At 74.5% G+C, this 19660-nt stretch carries 21 protein-coding genes, 1 pseudogene and 1 riboswitch; of the genes and pseudogenes, 6 read left to right on the top strand and 16 right to left on the bottom strand.

Annotated features, from left to right (window positions below; genetic code table 11):
- Positions 1-84: 84 nt before the first annotated feature.
- Together GA0070214_RS17230 and GA0070214_RS17225 are read right to left on the bottom strand one after the other, a co-directional pair.
- The gene (locus tag GA0070214_RS17230) at positions 85-984 is read right to left on the bottom strand and encodes an EamA family transporter (protein ID WP_244167752.1); all 900 of its coding nucleotides are present in this window, start codon (positions 982-984) and stop codon (positions 85-87) included.
- 49 nt (positions 985-1033) lie between these two features.
- A complete protein-coding gene (locus GA0070214_RS17225; RefSeq protein WP_091264220.1) occupies positions 1034-1873 on the bottom strand; it encodes an SDR family oxidoreductase in 840 nt (279 codons plus the stop codon).
- Positions 1874-1963: 90 nt separating this feature from the next.
- Here GA0070214_RS17225 and soxR point away from each other — a divergent pair, with 90 nt between their 5' ends.
- From soxR to GA0070214_RS17205, 4 genes are all read left to right on the top strand, one after another.
- Positions 1964-2332 (top strand): redox-sensitive transcriptional activator SoxR, encoded by a 369-nt coding sequence (gene soxR / locus GA0070214_RS17220; protein ID WP_091264216.1) that lies wholly within the window; start codon positions 1964-1966, stop codon positions 2330-2332.
- 50 nt (positions 2333-2382) lie between these two features.
- A riboswitch (cobalamin riboswitch) is annotated at positions 2383-2576 on the top strand.
- 35 nt (positions 2577-2611) lie between these two features.
- Entirely contained in the window at positions 2612-3232 is a 621-nt protein-coding gene (gene bluB, locus GA0070214_RS17215) for a 5,6-dimethylbenzimidazole synthase (protein ID WP_091264212.1), read from the top strand.
- Between the two features lie 619 nt (positions 3233-3851).
- On the top strand, positions 3852-4553 hold the full coding sequence (locus tag GA0070214_RS17210) for a hypothetical protein (protein WP_244167751.1): 702 nt from the start codon (positions 3852-3854) through the stop codon (positions 4551-4553).
- Positions 4554-4650: 97 nt separating this feature from the next.
- Positions 4651-5502, top strand: coding sequence for a Rieske (2Fe-2S) protein (locus tag GA0070214_RS17205; protein WP_091264209.1), 852 nt, complete (start codon positions 4651-4653; stop codon positions 5500-5502).
- Between the two features lie 65 nt (positions 5503-5567).
- Here GA0070214_RS17205 and GA0070214_RS17200 read toward each other — a convergent pair whose 3' ends face one another.
- From GA0070214_RS17200 to GA0070214_RS17145, 12 genes and pseudogenes are all read right to left on the bottom strand, one after another.
- On the bottom strand, positions 5568-6629 hold the full coding sequence (locus GA0070214_RS17200; RefSeq protein WP_091264206.1) for a LysM peptidoglycan-binding domain-containing protein: 1062 nt from the start codon (positions 6627-6629) through the stop codon (positions 5568-5570).
- Positions 6630-6643: 14 nt separating this feature from the next.
- Positions 6644-7075 (bottom strand): hypothetical protein, encoded by a 432-nt coding sequence (locus tag GA0070214_RS17195; RefSeq protein WP_091264203.1) that lies wholly within the window; start codon positions 7073-7075, stop codon positions 6644-6646.
- The gene (locus GA0070214_RS17190; RefSeq protein WP_091264199.1) at positions 7072-7533 is read right to left on the bottom strand and encodes a TadE/TadG family type IV pilus assembly protein; all 462 of its coding nucleotides are present in this window, start codon (positions 7531-7533) and stop codon (positions 7072-7074) included. Before GA0070214_RS17190 ends, GA0070214_RS17195 begins: the two co-directional genes overlap by 4 nt.
- Positions 7534-7538: 5 nt before the next feature.
- The gene (locus tag GA0070214_RS17185) at positions 7539-8042 is read right to left on the bottom strand and encodes a TadE/TadG family type IV pilus assembly protein (RefSeq protein WP_091265471.1); all 504 of its coding nucleotides are present in this window, start codon (positions 8040-8042) and stop codon (positions 7539-7541) included.
- Positions 8042-8251, bottom strand: coding sequence for a hypothetical protein (locus tag GA0070214_RS17180; RefSeq protein WP_091264196.1), 210 nt, complete (start codon positions 8249-8251; stop codon positions 8042-8044). Before GA0070214_RS17180 ends, GA0070214_RS17185 begins: the two co-directional genes overlap by 1 nt.
- A 24-nt stretch (positions 8252-8275) precedes the next feature.
- Positions 8276-9136 carry a type II secretion system F family protein gene (locus GA0070214_RS17175; RefSeq protein WP_091265468.1) on the bottom strand — a complete coding sequence of 287 codons (861 nt, stop codon included), beginning with the start codon at positions 9134-9136 and terminating at the stop codon, positions 8276-8278.
- Positions 9136-10035, bottom strand: a complete 900-nt coding sequence (locus tag GA0070214_RS32925) for a type II secretion system F family protein (RefSeq protein WP_091264192.1) — start codon at positions 10033-10035, stop codon at positions 9136-9138. The genes GA0070214_RS17175 and GA0070214_RS32925 overlap by 1 nt, the downstream gene beginning before the upstream one ends.
- Positions 10032-11562 (bottom strand): annotated as a pseudogene (locus GA0070214_RS32920) (TadA family conjugal transfer-associated ATPase). The gene GA0070214_RS32925 and the pseudogene GA0070214_RS32920 overlap by 4 nt, the downstream one beginning before the upstream one ends.
- On the bottom strand, positions 11552-12385 hold the full coding sequence (locus tag GA0070214_RS17160) for a CpaE/TadZ family protein (protein ID WP_091264188.1): 834 nt from the start codon (positions 12383-12385) through the stop codon (positions 11552-11554). Before GA0070214_RS17160 ends, GA0070214_RS32920 begins: the two are co-directional and overlap by 11 nt.
- Complete coding sequence (locus GA0070214_RS17155) at positions 12385-13047, bottom strand: SAF domain-containing protein (protein ID WP_091264184.1); 663 nt, start codon at positions 13045-13047, stop codon at positions 12385-12387. The genes GA0070214_RS17160 and GA0070214_RS17155 overlap by 1 nt, the downstream gene beginning before the upstream one ends.
- Entirely contained in the window at positions 13044-14012 is a 969-nt protein-coding gene (locus GA0070214_RS17150; protein WP_091264180.1) for a hypothetical protein, read from the bottom strand. Before GA0070214_RS17150 ends, GA0070214_RS17155 begins: the two co-directional genes overlap by 4 nt.
- Entirely contained in the window at positions 14006-14572 is a 567-nt protein-coding gene (locus tag GA0070214_RS17145; RefSeq protein WP_091265466.1) for a hypothetical protein, read from the bottom strand. The genes GA0070214_RS17150 and GA0070214_RS17145 overlap by 7 nt, the downstream gene beginning before the upstream one ends.
- A gap of 590 nt (positions 14573-15162) precedes the next feature.
- Between GA0070214_RS17145 and GA0070214_RS17140 the strand changes: the two genes are divergently transcribed.
- The gene (locus GA0070214_RS17140) at positions 15163-15936 is read left to right on the top strand and encodes a prepilin peptidase (RefSeq protein ID WP_091264176.1); all 774 of its coding nucleotides are present in this window, start codon (positions 15163-15165) and stop codon (positions 15934-15936) included.
- Between the two features lie 16 nt (positions 15937-15952).
- Here the strand turns inward: GA0070214_RS17140 and GA0070214_RS17135 are convergent, their stop codons facing one another.
- On the bottom strand, positions 15953-16582 hold the full coding sequence (locus tag GA0070214_RS17135; protein ID WP_091264172.1) for a phosphatase PAP2 family protein: 630 nt from the start codon (positions 16580-16582) through the stop codon (positions 15953-15955).
- 136 nt (positions 16583-16718) lie between these two features.
- Here GA0070214_RS17135 and GA0070214_RS17130 point away from each other — a divergent pair, with 136 nt between their 5' ends.
- Positions 16719-19103: a glycoside hydrolase family 65 protein gene (locus GA0070214_RS17130; RefSeq protein WP_244167749.1), complete on the top strand. Its 2385-nt coding sequence runs from the start codon at positions 16719-16721 to the stop codon at positions 19101-19103.
- Here the strand turns inward: GA0070214_RS17130 and GA0070214_RS17125 are convergent.
- Positions 19076-19558, bottom strand: a complete 483-nt coding sequence (locus tag GA0070214_RS17125; RefSeq protein ID WP_091265462.1) for a hypothetical protein — start codon at positions 19556-19558, stop codon at positions 19076-19078. The two genes, GA0070214_RS17130 and GA0070214_RS17125, sit on opposite strands and share 28 nt — an antisense overlap.
- Positions 19559-19660 lie beyond the last annotated feature (102 nt).

Below are 19660 nucleotides of genomic sequence, written 5' to 3'. Positions count from 1 at the left end.
AAAGATCTTGGTAGGAAGTGGCCCCTATGGGGGCCATTTCCTACCAAGATCCCGGACGGGCTTCGAGCGTGGACGGGTGAGTTGTCAGTCTCGGCGGGCCAGGGTGGCGCCGAGGGCCGCGCCCACCACGCAGGCCACGCCGGCCAGCTGCGGCCAGGCCAGCAGCTCGCCCAGCAGCAGCGTGCCGACCACCGCGGCCACCGCCGGCTCCAGGCTCAGCAGCACCGCGAAGACGCGCGCCGGCATCCGGCGCAGCGCGGCCAGCTCCGCCGAGTAGGGCAGCACCGACGACAGCAGCGCCACCCCGAGCCCGAGCGCCACGATCCGGAGGTCGAGCAGCTCGGCGCCGCCGGACGCGACCCCGAACGGGAGTACGCAGACCGCGCCCACCGCCATCCCCAGCGCCAGCCCCCGGGTGCCCGGCAGGTGGTTGCTCATGGCCTTGCCGAGCAGCACGTAACCGGCCCAGCCGACCGCGATGAGCCCGCAGAGCAGCAGCCCGAGCGGGTCGACGCCGGCGCCGCCCAGCCCGGCCAGGAGCAGCACCCCGGTGCCGGCCAGCAGTGCCCAGAGCACGTCGACCACCCGCCGGCTGCCCAGCAGCGAGACGACCAGCGGGCCGGCGAAACCGACGGTGACGGCCACCCCGAGCGGCACCCGCTGGAGCGCGGCGTAGAAGGCGAGGTTCATGGCGGCCATGGCCACCCCGAACGCCACGATCAGGCCGGCCGCCCGCCAGCCGGGCCAGCGGGTCGGGCGCGTGACCGCGAGCAGCACCAGCGCGCCGAGGCCGAGCCGGAGGGTGGTCGTACCCCCGGGGCTGGTGGCGGTGAAGAGCTGCTTGGCCACCGCCGCGCCGACCTGGGTGGAGACCATGCCGAGGAGCATCAGCAGCGGCGGGGGCACGGCCTCGGGCCGGCCCAGCGCCGCGATGAGCCGGGCCGCCGGTGCGGCCGAGGGGGTACGGGAGGCGTGTGCGTACACCCGCACAACAATGGACGGCGACGGCACCGGCCGCGAGTGGTTTCCCGGCTCAGGTGAAGTCGGCCGCGTGGTCGGCGGCCCAGTGGGCGAACGTCCGCGCGGGCCGCCCCAGTACGGCCGCCACGTCGGCGGTCACCTGTTCCGGAGTCTCCGCCATGGCGGCCCAGCCGGTCAGCGCCGCGTCCGCGAACGCGGCGCTGCCCATCGCCGCGGCCAGCATGGGGCGTACCGCCTCGGCGGGTACCTCCTGCCACCGCACGTCGCGGCCGATCGCCGCACCGATGATGCGCACCTGCTCGGCCTGGGTGACCGTCTGCGGGCCGCTGAGCACGTAGGTCCGCCGGTCGTGCCGGTCGGTGGTCAGCGCCTCGACCGCCACGGCCGCGATGTCGTCCTCGTGGACCATCGAACGGGCGGCCGCGCCGTACGGCCAGCGCACCACGCCCTCCGAGCGGATCGACTCGGCCCAGGCCAGGGTGTTCGTGGCGATTCCGGTGGGACGCAGCATCGTCCAGGGCAGGCCGGCCGCGACGATGGCGCGTTCCACCAGGGCCCAGAACGAGTCCGGGTCGGCCTCGGCCGTGGCGGCCGACACGTACACGACCCGGGGTGACCCGGCGCCGGCGAGCACGGCGGCGACGCGCGGAGCGAGCTGCGCCGTCGTGGCCGGATCGACGAACGGCCAGATGAGGAACACGGCCCGGACACCGTCCAGGTGCGGGCGCAGCGTCTCCGGATCGGCCAGGTCGGCGGCCACCGCCTCCACCCCCGCCGGCAGGCTCGCTCGGGCGGGGTCGCGGGTGACGGCCCGCACGCCGTGGCCGGCGGCGGCCAGCCGCTCGACCACGCGCCGCCCGACGTTGCCCGTCGCACCGGTCACCAGGATCATCGTCGCCTCCAGAATTCTCGGGAACTCGATGGGCCGACCGTAGAACCTCAACAATTGTTGAGGTCAACGTCCGGTGGGCATACTCGGGGCGTGAAGCAGGACACGTCCTTCGACTGGCACGAGCCGGGTCTCACGATCGGTCAGGTCGCGGGGCGGAGCGGCGTCTCGGTGTCGGCGATCCGGTTCTACGAGGCGCAGGGCCTCATCAGCAGCGACCGCACGGCCGGTAACCAGCGCCGGTATCACAGCGACGTGATGTGCCGGCTGGCGATGATCGAGGCGTGCCAGCGGGTCGGGCTCACGCTGGCCGAGGTGGGCCGGGCCCTCGCGGCGCTGCCACCGGGACAGGCACCGACCTCCACGGACTGGGACGCGCTCGCCGAGCGGCTGCGCACCGAGGCCCAGTCCCGCATCGACCGGCTCAACCAGGTGCTGCGCGAGCTCGCCCCACCCGCCTGACCCGGGCCACCGGCACGTCGACGGTGCCAGGTCGTAGCATCGGCGGCGGCAACGATCAGGCGAGGTGCCCCGCGGGTGCGGGGAGAATCGGGAAGCCGGTGGAATTCCGGCACGGGCCCGCCGCGGTGACCGGGGAGTCCCCGTCCATGCGCGACACGCGCAGCCACTGGCCGTACGGCTGGGAAGGCGGACGGTCAGGCGTCGATCCGGAAGTCCGAAGACCGGCCTCGCGTCGCGTCGCCCACGCAACCGTGGGCCGAGTGCAGCGGGAGCCTGCCTGTGGACCTGTACGCCGTCATCCACCGCCGCCGCGACGTGCGCGCCGAGTTCACCGGTGCGCCGGTGCCGGACGCCGTGCTGGACCGGATCCTCACCGCCGCGCACGCCGCGCCGAGCGTCGGGAACTCGCAGCCCTGGGACTTCGTCCTGGTCCGTGACCCGGAGACCCGGCGCCGGTTCCACGCGCACGTCCAGGTCGAGCGGGACACCTTCGCCGCCACGCTGGACGGTGCGGCGGCCGAGCGGTTCGCCCGCATCAAGATCGACGGAGTGCGGGAGTCGACGCTGTCGGTCGTGGTCACGTACGACGCGCAGCGGGGCGGGCCGGCGGTGCTCGGGCGGCACGCCATCGCCGACGCCGGCCTCTACTCGGTCTGCCTGGCCATCCAGAACCTCTGGCTGGCCGCCACCGCCGAAGGGCTCGGCGTCGGCTGGGTCTCCTTCTACCGGGAGCCGTTCCTGGCCGACCTGCTCGGCATCCCGCCCGGCATCCGCCCGGTGGCCTGGCTCTGCCTGGGCCCGGTGAGCCACCTCCAGACCGTGCCCGACCTGGTCCGGCACGGCTGGCGTGCGCCCCGACCCCTGGCCGCCGCCCTGCACACCGACCGCTGGGGGAGCTGACCGGCGTGCGTTGAGCTGGACACCGCGGGCAACGCGAAAGGCCCCGCAGACGTCTACGGGGCCTTTCGACGGGAGCGAGACGCCAACCTTGCGCCGCGTCGCGGACACCCAACGAGAGCTACTCGTGTTGTAGTGGGCCCGCAGGTACTCCCGTTGACCTCCGTCGGGGCCTCCTAGCGCCACGCCCACGGACTGTGTGGATGCGGCGCCGGCCATCCTCGACCTCGATCTGGACACAAGGTAGCATGGGTCTATCGCTTACGCAAACCGCTCCACCATCGCCAGACCGCCTTCATCTGTCGATTTCCCTCCGCCTGTACGTTTACGGCGGTGCTACCCTTACTAGGTCTCGTCGGAGTAGCCCCTACGTTTAGACCGCAGAGGACTATACCGCTAAACTCGTAGAAGGGCGGGGCTGGTGAAAAACGTGAACGTGGATGACACGAAGTTCCGGCAAGATCCTCACCAGCTGAGGACGGCGCAAGAGGCGGCTCGGCACGCTGGCGCCTCCGGGGCTGCCGTCCGATGGCGCTTTATCGCTCGAAACGATCCGACGGAGCCGTCTCCGCCAATGGCGCGAATCCTGCGCGGTGGGGGTGGTCGTGGCGGAGCCACCCGTTTGAAGTTGTTCCTGTCGTTGCTCTGGCTGGCCCGTGGGCGCCCTGATCCGGTGTTCGGCTACCCCGCGCAGCAGTTGGCGTCTCTGCTTGGGCTGTCAAACCCGGCCGGCGCCGGCGCCCGACGCATCCGTGAAGCGCTCAAGTGGCTCGAGGGAGAGGGCTTCGTCGCACTGGAGCATCGGCGAGGTGAGGCCGGCCGGATCCACATGCTTGATGACGCCGGCTCGGGCGGGGCCTACGAGGCGCCCGGCCCCCTGGTGGCGAGACACCGCAAGCGACCGCCGGGGCAGCGGGAAAAGCACTTCTACGTGCAGCTGAAGCGGGAGTTCTGGACGGAGGGCTGGATTACCCACCTGTCCGGTGCGGCGGTCAGCATGTACCTCGCTGCGCTACATGAGGAACGCGGTAAGACCGGTGAAGCGGTGTGGATCTCCCCGCGCATCGGGCGGGAGCTCTATGACCTGAGCGACGAAACGCGGGGCAAGGGGTTGGGAGAGCTGGTAAACCTTGGCCTCCTTAACCTGGGAAAACGGCCCGTACCCCAAGCCTCGTTCGACGAGCGGTATCGGGCTCGGAATGTTTACCGAGTGGTGCCGAACGGCTTCGCCAAGGTCCACGGCAGGAGCCGCGATGCCCTAACCGCCGGAGACTCTTTGGATCCCTTCGCGACGCCGGAGAGCTACGGCTCCTACCCTCGATGACCGTGCTTGGCCGCTACCGGGGGGGCCGAATTACCCGATGGGGTGATCCGTCGTCGCCGCCCGGTTTGGGACGTCTCCGGCCGGGAAGTCGGACAACGTGCGCGAACTATTGACGAAACTCGAACAGGCCTCGGGGCTCGACCGGGTGGGTGACCGGTTGCAGCGCGCCGTCCAGGGCACCCTGCGCCCCCAGCGGGTCCGCGACTTCCTGCACGGCGTCTGGCTTGGTCACCCGCTGCACCCGGCCATGGTGCAGGTGCCGGTCGGCGCCTGGATCTCGGCCGCCGTCGTAGACCTGATGCCCGGGCAGCGCCGGGCAGCGACCGCGCTGGTCGGGGTCGGCACGCTCAGCGCCGTGCCGGCGGCGGTGGCCGGGCTCAACGACTGGGCGGCCCTGTCCCGCGACCAGCGCCGGATCGGCCTCGTGCACGCCGCTGCGAACACCATCGGCCTGACCCTCTACGCCAGCTCGCTGGCGGCCCGGCTCAACGGGCGGCACAACATGGGCCGGGCGCTGGCCTACCTGGGGCTGTCGGCGGCGAGCGCCGGCGCGTACCTGGGCGGGCACCTCGCGTACAAGCAGGGCGCGCAGGTCAGCCAGAGCATCTCCGAGCTGCACCTGGTCAGCGAGGGCTGGCACCCGCTCGGCGACATGTCGAGCCTGCCGCAGCGCCAGCTCCTCACCCGGGAGATCGACGACGTCTCGGTGATCCTCTACCGGCACGGTGACGACGTCACCGTGATGCTGGAGCGCTGCCCGCACCAGAGCGGCCCGCTCGGTGAGGGCGAGGTGCAGGAGATCGACGGCCACGCCTGCGTGGTCTGTCCCTGGCACGGCAGCACCTTCCGCCTGAACGGCGGCGAGGTCGTCCACGGCCCGTCCGGCAACGACCAGGTCGTCCTTCCCACCCGCGTGGTCAACGGCCGCCTGGAGGCCCGCCTCCCCTGATCCAGGGCTGGATCTTGGACGGAAACGGCCCCTCCGGGGGCCGTTTCCGTCCAAGATCGTCCGGGTCAGTCCCGGCGGTGGCGGCCCGTCACGAGGGCCCGGACGCCGGGCCGGGGCGCCGGGCGGCGGCGCAGGCCGAGGACCGCGCCGATCTGGGCGCCCACGATGCTCGCCACGGCCAGCACCGCCGAGATGGCCAGCGGGCGGTTGATGCCGTCCTCGGGGGTGGCCCGGGAGGCGCCCGCCGACATCGCGGGCCCGGTCGGCGCCTCCACCGTGGGGGTGGTGTCGCGTGTGGACGGGCCCGGGGAGGGCCTGCCCTTCGGCGTCGCCGAGGACGCGCCACCGCCCGCCGTCGCCGGCGAGCCGGGAGCCGGTCGGGACTGGCCGGCCGGGGTGACCACGAGGCGGCCGGTGGCGTGCCGGCGGGCGCCCGCGTCCACGGCCCGCTCGGGCAGCTTGATCAGTTGTCCCGGTCGGATCCGGTCCGGGTCGGCGAGCCGGTTGAGCCGGGCCACCTCGCGGTAGCGGTCGAAGTCGTCCAGGTAGCGCTCGGCCACCTCGCCCAGGTAGTCGCCCTTCGCCACCCGGTAGACCGCCGGGTCGGTGGTCACCGAGGTGGCCCGGGCCGGCGGTGCGGTGAGCGCGGGTCCGGCCTGCGGGGCGATCACCGCCTGCGGGGCGACCACGGCCGGCGCCGCGGCGACCGGGTGCGGCGCGGCCAGGGTGGCGGCGCTCGCCGCGGCCGGGCTGGCCGCCAGGATCAGGGCCACCGAGCCGACCAGCGCGGCTGCGGCCCGCTGCTGGCGGCGCATCCCGGGCAGCCGGGGCGCCGGCCGGCGCAGCGCCGCCGCGAGGAGTTCCACGAGTACGGAGAAGGCGAACGTCGCCCAGCCGAACCAGCCCACCACGGCCAGCGCCCGCAGGAAGAGCTGCCCGTCGTCGCGGCTGGTCAACGCGGTGCCCACCTCGGCCAGCGTGGGCAGGTGGTCGGGCAGGGGGTTGCCGGCGAAGGCCAGCAGGGCGATCGGCCCACCGGCCAGCACCGCGCAGAGCACGACGAGGGCGCCGAGCCCGGTGAGGACCTGACCGGTCCGCCGGACGGCCGAACGTGGCGATGCACCCATGACTGCCTTCCTTCCTACGGGGCTCCGGTGAGCGCCCGCGCGGTGGCCTCACCGGTGACGGTGGCGGTGTTCCGGAAGCCGAAGAGTCCGAGCAGGTCCCGGCGGTAGGTGATGCGGACGCGTACGTGGATCTGCTGCTCCCCGGCGACCACGGGGAAGCTGACGTCGTGGTCGCGGACCCCGCCCGCGGCGCTCAGGTAGGCCGCGACGGCGTTCCGGGCGGCCACCTCGTCGATCTGCTTCGGGCCGCCCTCGATGGCGCGGGCCCGGTCGATCATCTGGCCGCCGCTGCGGGCCGCCTCGGCGGCCAGGTTGTCCGCGCGCTGCAACGAGCGGAGCTGCCCGGCGCCGTCGTACGCGAGGCTGATGATCACGAGTACGCCGGTCATCGCCACGGCCAGGAAGAGACTCACCCGGCCGCTCTCCGCCCCGCGCCGCCCGGTCATCCTCGGCTCCGGTAGGTGTCCAGCGGGGAGGTGAAGGTTGCCGAGACGGTCTTGCCGCCGAGCGCCAGGGGCAGCCCGCGTGCCCGCAGGTCGTCGAACGAGACCGTGCAGGTCACCGTGACCGTGACGGTTGCCGGCACCCCGGGAGCGCCCCGGTACGCGTTCCGGAAGCTGGTCCGGGTGCCCCCCACCGAGCCGCTGAGGGTCAACGCCGGTGGTGCCGTGCAGCGCAGCCCCGACCAGTCGAGCTGCCGCCGTGCCGCGTCGGTGGCGTCGGATTCGCCGGTGCGCGCGTCGCGGGCGATCGAGGCGGCCCGGGCCGCGTCGTGCGCGGCGGACTCCACCGCCTCGTCGGCGACGGCCGTCCGGCCGGCCACCCCGGCCAGCACCATCAACCCGATGAAGGCGGGGGCCAGCACCGCCACCTCGATCGAGACGGAACCCCGGTCCCGCACCATCCGCCTCACCCCGTCGCCCAGCGTTCGGCGGTGCCGTGCGCGGTCTGCCGGACCGGGAAGTCGACCCCCGGGATCACCGACAGGGAGCGCCCGCTGACCGTGCAGGTGACCTCGGTGGGGGTGCCCCCGGTAGCGATGACCGCACAGGCGGGGCCGGGGTCCTGCCAGTCGACCAGCCAGTCCCCGGCGGCGCGCAGGAAGGTGGTGGCGCGGTCCCGGCCCGCACCCGGCGGTGCGTCGAGCCCTCGCTGGGCGTTCACCCCGCTCTGCGCCGCGTTGAGGGCGGTGGACCGGGCGACGAACCAGACGGCGAGCTGGATCGAGGCGAAGAGCAGCACCAGGATCGCCGGCATCACCACCGCCAGCTCGACCGGGTTGGCCCCCCGCTCGGGCCCGCCCGCGGCGAGCCGTCCCCGGAGGACGGTGGTGATCCGCCCCGGGCCGCAGCGGCCGGTGGGCCGGCCGGCGGGTGCCGGCCGGCTCCGGTCGGTACGGGCGGGGCGGGGCATCACGGGGCCTGCGGCGCCGTGTTGTTGGGGATGGCGTTCATCCAGTTGTTGGCCTTGGCCAGGGCGAGCGCGGTGACCGCCATGGCCACCGCGACCAGGCCGAAGATGATCACCGCGGTCGGCACCGGGCTGTCGCCCCGCTCGCTGTCCCGCCGCAGCTCGGCCAGGCGGCTGCTCACCGCGGCGTAGAGATAGGTGTAGAGGTGCACGGTCGTCTCCTTCTCGGGGTCGGTTCACAGGCGGGCGAGGAACGGGTAGACGGCGAAGCCGAGCAGGACGAAGACCAGCAGTGAGCCGGGGATGTCCAGCCGGCTGGTCACCCCCTCGGCGCGGGCCAGGTTGTCGGTGCGGATCTGGTCGCGCAGCGAGTCGGCGCGGCTGCGCAGGGTCTCGTGGACCTGGGCACCCTCGCTGCCGGAGGAGCGCATGATGGCCCCCACGTCGCCCAGCTCCGGGATGCCGATCCGGTCGGCCAGCTCCTGGAGTTCGTCCCAGGGGGAGTGCATCTGGAGCTGGGCGATCCGCAGCGCCTCCCGGATCCGGTCGAACACCCAGCCGTCGCAGACCGCCGCCGCGCGCTCCAGCGACTGCACCGGGCCGTGCGCGGCGGAGAGCTGCAACGCCACCAGGTCCAGGTAGGTGCAGACCGCCTGGCGGAACTCGTCCCGCGCGGCGTCCGCCCGGGCCAGCACCGCGCGGTGCGCGAGCAGGCCGGCGACCAGCGCCAGCCCCAGGCTCCCGAGCACCGGTACGACCACCGGCAGCCCCACCCCGCCCAGGAAGAGCACGGCCGAGGCGACCACCGGGGCGGCGAACCCGACCAGCGCGGAGAGCAGCACGGACAGGGCGTACTGCTCCGGGGTCCGGTCGAGCAGGGCGAGCTGCCGGTGCGGTGGCCGCAGCCAGCGGGAGACCCCACCGAGCCAGTCCGGCCCGCGCCCGGCGACCGGTGCCTGGCCGGGCGGCTGGTGCAGCCGGCGCAGCGCCGGACCGAGCGCCGGGGTGGCCGGCAGCGCCTCGCGGACCACCAGGAACAGCCCCAGCCCCACGGCGGCCCCACCGAGCACGGCGACGGCCAGCTGCCAGTTGAGCATCATGCGATCGCCTCCTCCGGGTCGGGCGCCGGCAGGAAGCGCGCCGGGCGGGGCGGCTGGCTCATCGACCGCACCCAGACCAGCAGCCCGACGAAGGCCGCCCCGAGCACCGCCATGACCAGCTGCCCGAAGACCGTCCCGTAGGGACGGACGTAGTCGCTGTTGACCAGCCCGTACGCGAGCGTGGCCAGGGTCATCCCGGTGAGGAAGCGGACCGCGAACCGGGGCTGTGTGCGCTTCGCCTCGACCTCCCGCCGGGTGGCCACCTCGGCCGAGGCGGCGGCGGCGATCGAGCCGAGCACGTCGCCGAGGCGCTCGCCCCGGTCGGTGAGGTGCAGGATCAGCGCCGCCACCACCTGGTCGCAGACCGGGTCGGCGATCTCGTCGGCGAAGGCGAGCAGGGCGGACCTCGCCAGCCAGCCGGCCTGGAGGCGGGCCGCCAGGGTGCGTACCTCGTCCTGGATCTCCTCCGGCGCGGTGGCGATGGTGCCGATGACGGCCTGCTGGAGACCCTGCCCGGTGCCGGAGATGTCCTTGAGCCGCCGGGTCCACTCGCCGACGGCCTCGATCCGGGCGATGGCCCGCTGCTCGGCCCGGCCCACCGCGAACAGCCACGGCACCCCGGGCACCGCCAGCGCCACCAGCACACCCACCACCGGCAGCCCGGTGAGCAGGAAGGCCAGCGCGCCGGCCACCACGGCCGCGCCGAGCAGCAGCTGGTGGCGGCGCTGGTCCGGCCGGCCGGCGCCGGAGCCGGTCCAGAGCCGGCTCAGCCCCGGCCCGGCGCCCGGTGTCGAACGGGCCGGCCGGCGCGTGCCGACCAGCGCGACCACCGCCAGCACCAGCCCGGCCACGCACGCCGCCCCGGAGACCAGCGCGATCAGCTCGATGGTCCTCATGCGCGCCGTCCCAGCCGGGTGTGCCCGGGGGCGTCGCCAGGCGCCCGTGCCGGCCTCGATGAACCGGGTCAGCAGCCGGGCGTCGTAGCCGACCCGCAGCAACTGGTCGCGGATCCGCTCGGGGAGGTGCCGGGGCACCGCCCGGCCGTCCGGCCCCGGGCCGAAGACGCTCGTCGTGGTGATCCGGTTGCCCTCACCGACGCCGATGACCTCCTCGACGTGCGACACGAAGCGGTGCTTGCGACCGCCGATCGCGGTCTCGTCCTCGACCGTCACGTAGACGATCAGGTCCAGCGCGTTGCCGGCCATCCGGCGGGCCTGGTCGACCGTCATCTCCCGGCCGTGGGCCAGCGCCAGCTCGATGATCCGCTCGCCCACCCCGGCCGGGGTACGCGCGTGGATCGTGCACATCGACCCGCGGCTGGTGGTCATGGCCTGGAGCATCGGCACGATCTCCCGGGACCGCACCTCGCCGACGATGATCCGCAGCACGCCCATCCGCAGCGACACCGGGATCAGGTCGGCGATGCTGACCTCACCGGCCGGCCGGCCGTCGAGCCCGCGCTCGCCGTGCCCCTCCCGGGACTCGAAGCTCATCACCGCCCGGTGCTTGTGCCCGCGGCGGGCCGGCAGCAGCTCCCGGCTCTCCTCCAGCAGCACGTACGGCTCGTCGGCCGGGATCTCGTCCATGAGCGCCCGGATGACCGTGGTCTTCCCGGCCCCGGCCAGCCCGGCGACCATGATGTTCAGCCCGGCCCGCATGGCGGCGCGGAGGAAGTCGCGCAGCAGCGGGTCGATCATCTCGTCCAGGTCGGCCCGGCCGCCGGCGATGTCCTCCAGGCTCACAGCGAGCGTGTTGTGCTTGCGGATGACCGCGTACGGGCGGTGGCTGACCAGGAACACCGCGGCGAGCCGGCTGCCGTCGGGCAGTTGCAGGTCGAGCGTCGGCTTCGAGGTGGACAGGGAGCGTTCGGTCGCCCCGGCCCGGCGGGCCGCCGCCTGGAGGATCTCCACCAGCTCGTCGTCGCTGTCGGCGATCGGCTCAACCCAGTCGACGCCACCGCCGTGCCGGGTGATGCGCACCTGGTCGCAGCCGAGGATGTGCACCTCCTCGATGGTGTCGTCGACCAGCAGCGTCTGGAGCCGGCCCAGGCCGACCAGTTCGGCGGTCACCTGGTCGAGCAGCAGCCGTTCCTCGTCGGCGGCCATCGGCGTGCCGGCCCGGCGCACCGAGTCCGCGTACGTGGAGACCACCGCGACGGCCAGCCGGGCGCGCTCGACCTCCTCGGCGTCCGCGTCGAACTCCCGGCCGCGCTGCCAGAGGGTGAGCCGTTCGCTGAGTTCCCGGCGCAGCTCGCGGACCACCGCGAAGTCGACCCGGGGGCGGGGCGGCGGGGGTGGTGGCGCGACCGGCGCGGCGGGCGGCGCGGACAGGTGCCGACCGTTCGGCGGGACCAGCGGCGGCACCGTCGAGGTGGCGCCCGGCTGCTGCCCGCGCGGGTCGTGGGAGACGGGTTCAAACCGCACCGGACACCCCCGGCGTGCTCGGCGCGGTCACCGCGTGCGGGGCCGGCGCTCCCGGCCAGGCCAGCCGCGCCCGGCGCCGGTCCAGCAGCGCCCGGATGGGCACCTCCAACTGGCCGGCCGCGCGCATGAGCGGCCGGTTGGCGCGCACGGTGCCGCCGTGGGCGAGCACCCCGGCGGTACGCGGGTCGTGCGGCAGCCGTGCGATCACCGGCAGCCGCAGCGCCTTGCTGATCTCGCTGCTGCCGTGCCCGTCCCCGACCACCAGCAGGCGCAGGGTGCCCGGCGGGATCCGGTGCTCGGCGAAGTCCCGCTCGATGGCCTTGACGGTGGCGCGGGTCGCGGACAGGTCGGGCAGGTGCGCCCGGGTGACCAGCAGCACCACGGCCGCGGCCCGCAGCACCGGCCACGGTGGACCACCGACCGGCAACCGGCCACAGTCGACCAGCACGTCGTACGGCGGGACGCCCCTCTCGAGGCTGGTGAAGAAATCGGCGAAGCGTTGCCAGAGCGGGGTGACGCTGCCGGCCTGGGCCGGGTCGACGACGCCGGGCAGCAGCAGCCGCTCCCGTCTGGGCGCGTCCAGGTCGACGAGCTGCGACCAGAACGCACTCTCCAGGTTGCCGTCGCGCAACTCCCCGACCGCCAGCTCGCCGAGGCCGCGCGGGCCGTCGAGCGCCCCGCCCAGGTAGCCGGCCAGGACCGACCCGCCCGCCGGGTCACACTCGGCCAGCACCAGCCGACGGTGCCAGCTCAGCGCGGCGGCCAGCGCGGCCGTGGTGACGCCCGGCGAGCCCTTCGCCGAGACCAGGGCGATGACCGCCATCAGGCCGCCCCGGTGAGCACGAGCGCGATCCGGTCGTCCGCGGCCAGCGCGACCACGGCCGGCACGTCCCGGACGGCCAGCGCCAGGTAGACGACCACGTCGTCGTTCTCCGGCACAGCGGTGTCGATCACCGTGGCCTCGAACCGGGTGCCGCCGCCGCGGTTGGTGCCGGCGCTGCCGGCGCTGGTGTCCGGGGTGCTGACCAGGAGCACCCTGTCGCCGGGGTGCAGCTTGCGGGCGGGCACCTGGCTCGGTTCCAGCCCCAGCGCGAGCTGCTGCTGCCCGGGACCGAGCAGCGGCGCCTCGGTGAGCTGGGCCGGGGTCAGCAGCGTGCCCGGGGTGAGCCGGACGGCGGCTCGCAGGCCCAGCACCTCCTTGATCCGGTCGGCCCGTACCGGCTGGAGTTCCCGCCCCCCGGAGACCCGCACCGGCACCAGGTCGTCGGCCGTGAGCTGCCGGCCGACCTCGACGGGCCGGGCCACCGCGAGGTAGCTGCCGGTGGACCGCACCGAGGTGACCGCGAACGCGGCGCCCAGGCCGCCGAGGGCGATCAGCAGCACGGCCAGGCCGAGCAGGCCGGGGCGGATCCGCCGTTGCCGGACCACCCTGGGCGGCGCCACGGGCGCGTCCAGAGGAGTCCCGTTGCGCGTCGCCACACTCATCGCGTCACCACCTGAAGTTCGTTGATCTGCACCGGAACGGTCCCGCTGACCCGGCTCTGGGCGATCTCGCCGCTCTCGCCGCCGCCGGACCACTCGACGGTCCAGAACGTGGTCGCGCTGACCTGGTAGGTGTCGGCCTTCGGATAGCCGAGGTCGTAGCCGCAGTCGGGCGAGGTCCGCCCGGCCCGCGGACCGTCGGCGTCGTACGGCGTGCCCGGCCCCGTGCAGGTGACCTCGGTGCCGTCGCCCATGTCCCAGACGATCCGGGTCACCCGGGCGGTGATCTCGACGGTCAGCCCGCGGTCCGAGGCGGAGGCGTGCAGCGGCCCGAAGTAGGAGGCCCCGCGGCTGGCCCACATCCAGACCGGCAGCCCCACGAGGCCGGGGCCCTTGCTGCGCCGGGGCGCCACCGCGACCCGGGGTGCCTTCAGCGAGATCGAGGCCAGCGCGCGGCGGGCCAGTTCCTCCGGGTCGGGCGGCGCGCCGAAGCCGGGCGGCGGCGCGTCGAGCAGGACCACGGTCTGGGCGCCCAGGTCACCACCGTTGCAGGTCTGCACGTACCACTGCTGGCCCTCGGGGGCGGCAGGCTGGGGCTCGGCCAGCTTGTAGTAGCAGCCGTCGCCGTTGTTGAACCAGCCGAGATCCGGGTGGTAGCAGGGGATGACCCGGCCGTTCCACTGGCACTTGGCGGCGGCGCCGCCGTCTCCACCGCCCCCGCCACCGTTCCCGCCGCCGCCCGGACCGCCCGGGGTGCCGGGCTCGTCGTCCCAGACGTTGCAGTCGTCCTGCCCGGGCGGGCACTCGCCGCCCGGGTTGCCGGCGCGAGCGGGCGAGCCGGTCACCAGCAGCGCGGGCGCGCCGGTCAGCGCGAGCAGCAGCGCGAGGCCGGCGGTGAGCAGCAGCCGCCGGGGTGCCCCGGCCCGGGTCGGGCGGGCCGGGACACCCCCTCCTCCCCAGGTCAGCACGGCTGGTCCTGGTGTCCGGCGCCGGCGCTGATCAGCCACCGGCCGTCGGGGTAGCGGGTCGCGGTGGCGGTGGCCAGGTAGCGCCCGCCGCGGGTGCCGGGGACCACCCGGCGGTCCTTGGCGTAGACGAGGCGGTAGCGGGTCGCGTCCAGGCAGTCCTGGATCTCCACGGTGGGCGGATCGGCGGCCAGGTCGACCGACACCACGCTGGGATCGGAAACGAGTGTTCCGGTACGCATCGCGCCGTGCTCCTTCGCGTCACGAATTGCCACGCGCACCCGGGTCAGCAACGGATCCGCCACGAATCGGGCCAGTGCGGGATGGCCGGGATCGCTGTGTGCGCTCGCCGCCCGGGAGGCGTCGAGATAGCCGGAATAGGCGGCGAGAGCCGCTTTTCCGGCCGCCTTCTCCTCGGCGGTGGAATGCGCCGCGGGTGCGGCGGCCCGCCCGATCAGCGGGCCGGCCGCAGCCTCGGGCTCGCTGCCGCAGCCGGCGGTCGCGGTCAGCAGAGCGAGGCTGAGCAGGCAGATTTCCCATCGGCGGGATTGCCGTGTGCGCAACGCCGGGCCCTCCTCGGTGCCGACCCGGAGCGGTCGCGTCAACGCACTCCGGGCATGCGGAAGCGCGCCCGGATGTGTACGGCCGGGTCGCAGTTGCTACCGCTGCATTTGCCTGTACGGATCTCTGCGGAATTCGAAGGGTGAAGTCTCTGGTTGGCCTCCGACGCCAATTGTTCGGGGGTTGCGTCGTACCCAAGGGGCGAGCATAGGCTGACGTCCGCCGATGCAACAGAGGCAATTCAATCGAACACGCTCAGTGATGGCAGGTGGTGGCGGCAGGTGGGTGTCCGGACGGCGACGAACGGCCCTCGGGCGGGTCGGCCGGTGGCAGGAGTGCGTTCACCCGCACGCGACATGCGGTGTCCCGGGTGTGAGTCACCGGGCGGTGGAATGGGGGGCAACCGTCCCTCTGGTCCGATCCGTCCCCCGGGTCGCCGGACCGGCCGCCCGTCGCCGGCCACCGGCCTCCGCGGCCCCGCCCGCACTCGGCGGGACGCCGGTTTCCGCGCCATCCGCGACACGGCAAGGGAGCCGGATTCACTCTGCGTGCTCCAGAGTGGAACAGCGCGCGACCGTTCGGGGGAGCCGGCGTGACCGCCGAACGGGTCCGCGCGACCGCACCGACCGCCCCGGCTCGCCGCCCGGGCGCACGGCTGCTGGCCGCCCTGGCGGTCGTACCGCTGCTGCGGTTGGCGGTCGCGCGGTACGCCGTACCCCCGGGGTCGCCCGACCGGACGGGGTGCGACGGCTGCGGCGCGCCGATCGGCCTGGACCGGCCGCTGCCGGCGCTCGGGCCGGCGGCCCGCTGCCCGTCCTGCCGGGCGCGGGTCGGCGAAGCGCCGATGGTGGTGGAGTCCGCCCTGGCGGCGGCGGTGGTGGCGCTGGCGCTCACCGGTGGGCCGCCCGCCGCACGGATGGCGGTCGCCTGGTGGCTCGCCTGGGCGGTGCCGCTGGCCCTGGTCGACGCCGCGGTTCACCGGCTTCCGGACCGGCTGACCTGGCCGGCGGCGGCCGGGGTGTGGGTGCTGCTCGGGGTGGCCACGCTGGCCGGGCCCGGCCCCGGGCCCTGGCTGCGGGCCACCGCGGCCGGGCTCGCCCTCGGCGCGGGCTTCGCGGCGACCACCCTGCTGCTCGGCCGGCGGGGGTTCGGTCTCGGCGACGCCAAGCTGGCGCTCGGCGCGGGGGCGCTGCTCGGCTGGTACGGCTGGCCGGTGCTGGTGGCGGGCCTGGTCCTCGCGGTCACGCTCTCCGCGGTGGCCGGCCTGGCGCTGCTGGCGGCCCGCCGGGTCCGCTGGTCCAGCCACCTGCCGTTCGGCCCGTTCCTCATCCTCGGCACCGCCGCCACCCTCGTCCTGACGACGTGAGCGCCGGCACGCGGGGTCAGCGCCGGGCGGGCCCGACGGCCGGGCGGGCGGCGGCACGGCGGACCCGCCGGCGCAGGACCTCGGCCACCGGTCGGGCCAGCACCGGGGTGAGCAGCGTGCCCACCAGCACGCCGAGCAGCAGCCCGGCGGCCACGTCGTGCGGGTAGTGCACGCCCACAAAGGTGCGGGAGACCGCGGCCAGCACGGCGAGCGGGACGGCCACCAGGCCGATCCGGCGGTGCAGCAGCAGCGCGGTGGCGGCCAGCGCGCCCGCGATGGTGGCGTGGTTGCTCGGGAACGACCAGTCCCCGGCCGGCGGGCAGTGCCCGGCCACGATGACCAGGTCGGCCGGGCTGCGGCAGGGCCGGTCCTCGGCGATCAGGGTCTTCAACCCCTCACTGGACAGGTACGCGCAGACGACCGCGACCGGGGCGGCCAGGGCGAGCGCCCGGCCCCGGAGGTCGCCGCCGACCAGCCGGGCCAGCGCGGCCAGGACCAGCAGGACCCCGAGCAGGACGATCGCCCCCTCGGTGAAGTGCACGGCGAACCAGTGCACCGGTTCCGGTGTGCGGTCGGCGAACTGGACGATGTCGTGGTACCAGTCGGTACTGACATCCGGGACATCGGTCACCAGGGCGTCGGTCATGAATCACCTCACCACCTGTTCATACTCCGTTCACCTTGAGGGTGGCGGGGGAATGACTGTCGGGGCACCGAAGTCTCAGCCGCCTCTCAGCCGGGTCTGCTTCGGTGGCCGCGACGCACCGACCTCGGGAGGACCCGTGCCACACAGCCCCCAGGGCGACGAGAGTTGGCGGATCCGCCGCACCGGGGCGGACCTGCACCGGCTCGGCGAGACCGAGTCGATCTTCGCGCTGGGCAACGGCTGGGTGGGGTGGCGCGGCACCCTCGACGAGGGCGAGCCGTACGAGATGCCCGGCACCTACCTCAACGGGTTCCATGAGCAGCGCGAGGTGAGCTACCCGGAGAGCGGGTACGCCTTTCCCGAGCACAGCGACACCGTCATCAGCGCCCCGAACGCCGCGCTGGTCCGGCTCTGGGTCGGCGGCGAGCCGCTGGACCTGCGGACCGGCACCGTCCGGCGGCACGAGCGGGTCCTCGATCTGCGCGCCGGGGTGCTCCGCCGGGAGACCGAGTGGATTTCGCCGGGCGGGCACGGCGTGCGGGTACGCAGCACGCGGCTGGTCTCGCTGCCCCGCCGGCCGGTCGCCGCCGTCGACTACCAGGTCGAGCCGCTGGACGGCCCGGTCGAGGTGCGGGTCGACGCCGACCTGCTCGCCAACGAACGGGTGCCGGAACGGGCCGACGACCCGCGCGCCGCCTCGGTGATCCACGACCCGCTCATCGCCGAGACCGGCCGGCACGACGGCACCGACGCGGTGCTGGTGCACCGCACCGAGCGCAGCGCCCAGCGGGTCGCCGTCGCGGTCGCCCACCGGGTCGACGCGGCGGACACCACCGCGACCGACACCGAGCTGACCGCCGACCGGTTCCGGCTGGCGGTCACCGGCCCGTTGCGCCCCGGCGAGCGGATCCGGGTCACGAAGTTCGCCGCGTACGAGTGCGCCCACGTCGAGGGCACCCCGGCCGGCGAGCTGGCCGACCTGGCCGTCGCCGAGGCGGACGCGGCCCGGGCCGAGGGGTTCGACGCGCTGCTCGACGCGCAGCGCGCCGCCCTCGACGCCGCCTGGGCCACCGCCGACGTCGAACTCGACGGCGACCCGGAACTCCAGCAGGCGCTCCGGTTCGCGGTGTTCCACCTGCTCCAGTCCGGCCGGGCCGACGGCGACCGGACCATCCCGGCCAAGGGACTGACCGGCAACGGCTACGACGGCCACGTGCTGTGGGACACCGAGGGCTACGTGCTGCCGGTGCTCACGTACCTGGCGCCCGGGCTGGCCCGCTCGGCGCTGCGCTGGCGGCACGCGCACCTGCCCGAGGCCCGGGACCGCGCCGCCGAGCTGCGACTGGCCGGGGCAACCTTCCCGTGGCGCACCCTCGGCGGCCGGGAGTGCTCCGGATACTGGCCGGCCGGCACCGCCGGGCTGCACGTCAACGCCGACATCGCCGACGCCGTGCTCCGCTACGTCGCGGCCACCGGCGACACCGGGTTCCTCGTGGAGTGCGGCGTCGAGCTGCTGGTGGAGACCGCCCGGCTCTGGCACGGGTACGGCCACTGGTCCGACACCGGCACCTTCCACCTGACCGGGCTCACCGGCCCCGACGAGTACTCCGCGCTGGTCGACGACAACCTCTTCACCAACCTCATGGCCCGGCGCAACCTGCGGGGCGCGGCCGACGCCGCCGAGCGCTTCCCCGAGGCGGCCGCCCGGCTCGGCGTCGACCCGGGCGAGGTGGCGGGCTGGCGGGCCGCCGCCGACGCGGTGCACGTCCCCTACGACGGCAAGCGCGGGGTGCACCAGCAGTCGGCCGGCTTCACCGAACAACCCGAGTGGGACTTCGCGAACACCCGCGCGGACGACTACCCGCTGCTGCTGCACTTCCCCTACCTGGAGCTGTACCGCCGCCAGGTGGTCAAGCAGGCCGACCTCGTGCTGGCCATGCTGCGCTGCCCCGGTGAGTTCACCGCCGAGGAGAAGGCCCGCAACGTCGCGTACTACGAGGCCCGGACCGTCCGGGACTCGTCGCTGTCGGCGTCCGTGCAGGCCGTCCTCGCCGCCGAGGTCGGCCACCTGGACCTGGCGTACGACCTGTTCGCCGAGACGGCCCTGCAGGATCTCGAGGACCTCGGCGACAAGACCGCCGACGGGCTGCACCTGGCCTCGCTGGCCGGCGCGTGGCTGGTGGTGGCGCAGGGCTTCGGCGGCCTGCGCGACGACCGCGGCGTGCTCTCCTTCGACCCGCGGCTGCCCCGCCGGATCACCCGGCTCGCCTTCCACCTGCGCTGGCACGGGCAGCGGCTGCGGATCACGCTGACCCCGGACACGGCCCGCTACGAGCTGCCCGACGGGGGCCCGGAAGACGCGATCGAGCTGTGGCACCACGGCGAACGGCTCCGGGTGACCGGGGCGGCGCCGGTCACCCGGCCCATGCCGCCCGTGCCGGACCCCGGGCCCGAGCCGCCGTCACCACCCGGCCGCCGCCCGGCCCGGCGCGCTCAGGCGGAGGTGGGCGGCGCCGGCTGACTCGGCACGCCCGACATCCGCCCGACGATCTCCTCCAGCGCCTCGAAGGCGTACGCCCAGTTGTGGCACTTGAAGCTGCGCAGCCCCTCGATCGGGGTGCGGCAGTCGGCGCAGTGCACGCCGGGGATCGCCTCCGGCACCTCGGTGTTGACGTACTTGCGCTCGCCGAGGATCACCCGCGCCATCATCCCCCGGTCGTGCACCCCGTGCAGCGCCGAGGAGACGATGTCGTACCAGTTCACCCGGCGACCGCACTTCGGACAGTCCGGCTCGTCGCCGCTGACCCAGAGCGGGGCGCCGATGCTGCGCGCCGGCATGTTCAGCAGCTTCTCCAGCCGGCGTACGTCCGACTCCGGCGTCGTCCAGCGGTGCCGGCCCGGCAGCGAGGCCGGCGAGTCGTAGACGGCGCGGAACACCACCGGGTCGACCTCCACGGTCTCCCGCCCACTGGTCATCGGTACCTCCTCGGCTCGGCTGGTCCCACCGTCGTACCAGGTCGGGGCCGCCCACAGCCGGATCACCGACACGGCCAGCGGTGTGTCGCCGGAGAGGGGGCC

Source organism: Micromonospora chaiyaphumensis, from assembly GCF_900091435.1.
GTDB classification, from domain to species: domain Bacteria; phylum Actinomycetota; class Actinomycetes; order Mycobacteriales; family Micromonosporaceae; genus Micromonospora; species Micromonospora chaiyaphumensis.
The sequence above is the reverse complement of the archived record's forward strand: the minus strand, read 5'-3'. Positions and strand labels throughout refer to the sequence as shown.